At 67.5% G+C, this 4,635-nt stretch carries 6 protein-coding genes; 1 reads left to right on the top strand and 5 read right to left on the bottom strand.

Going from position 1 to position 4,635, the window contains the following annotated elements; genetic code table 11:
• Positions 1-330: RDD family protein (locus tag VFA16_RS03615; RefSeq protein WP_324966498.1), on the top strand; the 330-nt coding region annotated here is incomplete at its 5' end.
• Positions 331-335: 5 nt separating this feature from the next.
• On the opposite strand, the gene VFA16_RS03610 is transcribed toward VFA16_RS03615, so the two are convergent.
• The 5 genes from VFA16_RS03610 to sucB form a co-directional block, all read right to left on the bottom strand.
• A complete protein-coding gene (locus VFA16_RS03610) occupies positions 336-1,088 on the bottom strand; it encodes a DUF4191 domain-containing protein (protein WP_324966497.1) in 753 nt (250 codons plus the stop codon).
• Positions 1,089-1,115: 27 nt separating this feature from the next.
• Positions 1,116-2,054, bottom strand: a complete 939-nt coding sequence (gene lipA, locus VFA16_RS03605) for a lipoyl synthase (RefSeq protein WP_324966496.1) — start codon at positions 2,052-2,054, stop codon at positions 1,116-1,118.
• On the bottom strand, positions 2,051-2,746 hold the full coding sequence (gene lipB / locus VFA16_RS03600; RefSeq protein WP_324966495.1) for a lipoyl(octanoyl) transferase LipB: 696 nt from the start codon (positions 2,744-2,746) through the stop codon (positions 2,051-2,053). Before lipB ends, lipA begins: the two co-directional genes overlap by 4 nt.
• A 115-nt stretch (positions 2,747-2,861) precedes the next feature.
• Positions 2,862-3,773, bottom strand: coding sequence for a TIGR01777 family oxidoreductase (locus tag VFA16_RS03595; RefSeq protein ID WP_324966494.1), 912 nt, complete (start codon positions 3,771-3,773; stop codon positions 2,862-2,864).
• 18 nt (positions 3,774-3,791) lie between these two features.
• The coding region (gene sucB, locus VFA16_RS03590; protein ID WP_324966493.1) for a 2-oxoglutarate dehydrogenase, E2 component, dihydrolipoamide succinyltransferase at positions 3,792-4,635 on the bottom strand (844 nt) is incomplete at its 5' end.

Genomic DNA, 4,635 nt, shown 5'->3' with positions numbered 1-4,635 from the left:
GCAGCGCTGCTGGTTGACTGGCTGATTGCCTATGGCTTGGCCGCACTCGCGCTGACGTTCGGGTGGGTGACGCCGGCGTCGCTGTCGGCGGCGGTGCTGGTGATCTGGTTCGTAATCGGGGTGATAGCTGTGCGGCTGTTCGGCTTCACGCCAGGGCAGCTGGCGCTGGGCCTCGGGGTGGTCACTCTCCGGGGGCGGAAGCATGTCGGGCTTGGTCGGGCGGTAATCCGCGGCGTACTGATCGCGCTGGTCGTTCCCGCCTTGTTCGTCGACAGTGACGGCCGTGGACTGCACGACCGGGTGAGCGGCACCGCTGTGGTACGCCGCTGAGCTAGCTAGCGCCGGCGCACCGTGCGCTGGACGCCGCGCAGCTTGCCGGCGGTGGGCATGGGCCCCTTCGGCATCGCGGCCGCGCCGGCCCGCGACCCCAGCGCGCTCAGTCGCGACTCCAACGAGTCCAACTGTTTGACGGTGATATTGGCCGGCAGCCGTGCGAGGTGACGCTCCAGTTTGGCCAACGGAACTTCGCCCTCCCCATTGCCCACGACGATGTCGTAGATCGGCACGTCACCGACCAGCCGCGCAGTGCGCTTCTTCTCCTGGGCAAGCAGCGGCTTGACGCGCACCGGAGATCCTTCCCCGACGAGGATGACGCCGGGCCGGCCGATCACCCGGTGCACGGCGTCGAAGTGACCGGTCGCGGCCACGCCGGGGGTGACGCGCCACTTACCACGCAGATTTTCCAGCACCCACGCCGCCGCGCCGGTTTGGCCTTCGGCCTTGCGGTACACCGACCGCTGCGCACGCCGGCCGAAGATGATGAACGCCACCAGCGCGCCGAGCACCACACCGAGCGCGATCATCATGACCGTGGCGAATCCGCCGGCTGCCACACCGGCCGCTACGGATACGCCGACGATCAACACGAACGCGCTGATCATGTAGGGCAGCAGCCGCTTGTCTTCTCGACGCTGATTGGTGAACGCCTGCCACAGCTGAGTGCGGCGCTCCTTGGAGGCGGCCTTGCGGGCGGCCTTGGCTTCGGCTTTGGCGGCCTTGGTCGCCGCCGAATTGCGGGATTTCGCCATAATCGCCAAGGATACGGAAAACGCCGTTCAGCGCGGTGTGGCGGCCTGCCGCCGCTGGATGGCCTGCTCGTAGAGTCGGCCGGCACGATATGACGAGCGCACCAACGGCCCCGCCAAGACCCCGGCGAACCCCAGCCGCTCGGCATACCCGGCGTACTCGACGAACTCCTCAGGCCTGACCCAGCGCCGCACTGGGTGGTGACGCAGCGACGGGCGCAGATATTGGGTGATGGTGACGATGTCGCAGCCGGCGTCGTGCAGATCAGTCAGGGCCGCACGTATCTCGTCGGGCGTTTCACCCAGACCGAGGATGAGGTTGCTTTTGGTGACCAAGCCGTATTCGTGGGCAGCGGTCAGCACGTCGAGGCTGCGCTGGTAGGTAAACGCCGGCCGGATCCGTTTGAAGATGCGCGGCACAGTTTCGACGTTGTGCGCCAACACTTCTGGACGTGCGGCGAAGACCTGCTCAAGGCGGGCCGGATCGACGTTGAAATCAGGTATCAGCAGCTCGACACCCGTAGACGGGTTGAGCTCCTTGATGGCGCGCACCGTCTCGGCATACAGCCACGCCCCGCCGTCGGGCAGATCGTCGCGGGCCACACCGGTGACGGTGGAATACCGCAACCCCATCGCGTGCACACTCTCGGCGACGCGGCGCGGCTCGTCGCGGTCCAGCGGCGCGGGCTTGCCGGTGTCGATCTGGCAGAAGTCACAGCGACGGGTGCACTGGTCACCGCCGATAAGAAAGGTGGCTTCCCGGTCCTCCCAGCATTCGTAGATGTTGGGGCAGCCGGCCTCCTCGCAAACGGTGTGTAGGCCCTCACGCCGGACCAGGCCCTTCAGCTCGGTGTAGTGCGGCCCCATCCGGGCGCGGGTCTTGATCCACGGCGGTTTGCGTTCGATCGGGGTCTGCGCGTTGCGGACCTCCAGGCGCAGCAGCTTTCTGCCCTCGGGCGCAACGGTCACAACGGCGATGCTACGCGCGCGGCGGTGTGGTCGCGCACCGCCAGCACGCCGTCCAGCGCGTCACATACCGCGTCGGCGACCGCGGACCGCACGTCGGCAACACCGACCCGGCGGCCGAGTTCGGCCGTTATCGACGTCACCCCCGCATCGCTGATCCCGCACGGCACGATCCGCGTGAACGCATCCAGATCACAGTCGCAGTTGAGCGCGAAGCCGTGCAGCGTCGTCGCCCGTGACACGCGCACACCGATGGCGGCGACCTTGCGCGCCGGCCGGCCACGGCCGGCCGGCAGCCACACTCCCGAGCGGCCGTCGACCCGGCCTGCCGCCAGCCCGAAATCGGAGCACACCTTGATCAGCGATTCTTCAAGTCGCCGAACATAATTCACTACGTCGAGCGGCTGGGCCAGACCGATGATGGGATAGCCCACGAGTTGTCCCGGCCCGTGCCACGTGATCTTGCCGCCGCGATCGGTGTCGACGACCGGCGTGCCGTCTGCGGGTCGCTCGTGCGGCAGCGTGCGCCGGCCCGCGGTGTAAACGGACGGGTGTTCCAGCAACAGCAGGGTGTCGGTGCCGCCGCCGGCCCGGGCGTCGGCCAATTCGCGTTGCATTTGCCAGGCAGCGCGGTAATCGACGACGCCGAGGTGGCGGACGTCGATCCGATTCAGGCTCGACCTGATGGAGCTCACAGGCCGAGGCTACCCGGGTGGCGTCGCGGTGCGTCCGCGAGACAGAAGTCACGGCTGTGGTCGAGTGCGACGTGACGACCTACGCTTCTGTTTGGCGGCGTGCGCAGCGACGCGACTAGGCCGCGTCGGGCCGGGCGGTGGCGTAGTTAAGTGCCTCGCCGATTGTGTTGTGGTTGAACCGGAAACCGGCGCGTTCGAGTGCGGCGGGAATCGCACGCTGGCCGCACAGCAGCCCTTCATCGGCGAACTCGCCCAGCGCGGCACGCACCGCGAATCCAGGCAGCACCAGTGGGGTGGGCCGGCGCACCGCGCGGCCCAGGGCCGCGGTGAATTCGGCATTGGTGACGGGCGCAGGGCCGGTTAGGTTCACCGGCCCGGCCAGCACGTCATGCGAGATCACAAACTGCAGCGCCCGTACCTCGTCTTCGAGGCTGATCCATGACATGTACTGGCGGCCGCTACCCAGCCGGGCGCCCAGCCCCAGCGCGAACAGGGGGCGCAGCCGCCCGAGGGCACCACCGGACGGTGCCAGCACCAGGCCGGTGCGGGCCAGTACGACGCGGGCGCCGCTGCGTTGGGCGGGCGCCGTGGCGGCTTCCCAGTCTTGGCACAGCTGAGCGAGAAAACCCTCACCCGGTGAAGCGGTTTCGTCAACCACTCGATCTTTCGTGTTGCCGTAGTAGCCGACCGCGCTGGCATTGACCAGCACACCGACACCGGCCTCGGCGACCGCGGCGGACAGCACCTCGGTGGGTGTGATGCGGCTGTCGCGGAGGTTTTGTTTGAACGCGCCGGACCAGCGGCGCTGCCCGACGTTGATGCCGCACAGGTTGACAACGGCGTCGACTCCGCTCAACGCGGTGGCATCGAATTCGCCGCTTTCGGGATTCCAGTGGAGCTCACCGGAATTCGCGGGGGTGCGGCGGACGATGCGCACCACCCGGTGGTCCGCCGCGCGCAACGCGGCCACCAAAGCTGTTCCGATCAGGCCGGACGAACCGGAAATCGCTATGACGGACTTGGCCACGGTCTCTTCAAGCCCTTCCTACAGCCCCAAGTCGGCCTCGAAGGCTCCTTCTTCGAGCCGATGCTTGACGGTGGTCAGGAAACGTCCGGCGTCGGCGCCGTCGATGAGCCGGTGATCGTAAGTCATTGGCAGATAGCAGATCGAGCGGATCCCGATCGACTCGTTGCCGTTGTCGTCGACGACGACCCGCGGCCGTTTGACGATGGCTCCGGTGCCCAGCATGGCGGCCTGCGGCGGCACCAGGATCGGCGTGTCATGCAGAGCGCCTTGGCTGCCGATGTTCGTGATGGTGAAGGTGCCGCCGGACAGCTCGTCGGGTTTGAGGTTGCCCGACCGCGCGCGAGCAGCGATGTCGGCGATGGCGCGTGCCAGCCCGGCTAGCGACAAGTCGCCGGCGTTGTGGATCACCGGCGAGAGTAGTCCTTGCTCGGTGTCGACGGCGAACCCGAGATGTTCGGCGTCGTAGTAGGTGATCTCCTTGGTTTCCTCGTTGTAGCTGGCGTTGATGTTGGGATGAATCTTGAGCGCGTCGATCACTGCCCGTGCGATGAACGGCAGGAAGGTCAGGTTGACGCCTTCCCGCTCTGCGAAAGCGGCTTTGGCCCGCGCCCGCAACGCCACAATCTTGGTCATGTCGACCTCGTGAGTTTGCGTGAGTTGCGCTGTGGCAAGGAGCGATTCGCGGGTCTTGGCGGCGGTGATCTGCCGGATGCGGCTAGCCTTCTGCGTGGTGCCGCGCAGATGCGCCAGCGCGGCCGCCGGGGTTGGCGCGGCGGCGGGTTTGGGTGCCGCGGCCGAGGCTTGCGCGGCTGCTGCGGGCGCCTTCTTAGCCTCTTCTCGTTGTTCGACGGCTGCCAGCACG

The organism is Mycobacterium sp., assembly GCF_035653355.1.
Taxonomy (GTDB): domain Bacteria; phylum Actinomycetota; class Actinomycetes; order Mycobacteriales; family Mycobacteriaceae; genus Mycobacterium.
Note: the sequence above shows the minus strand (reverse complement) of the source record. Positions and strands in the feature narration are given on the sequence as shown.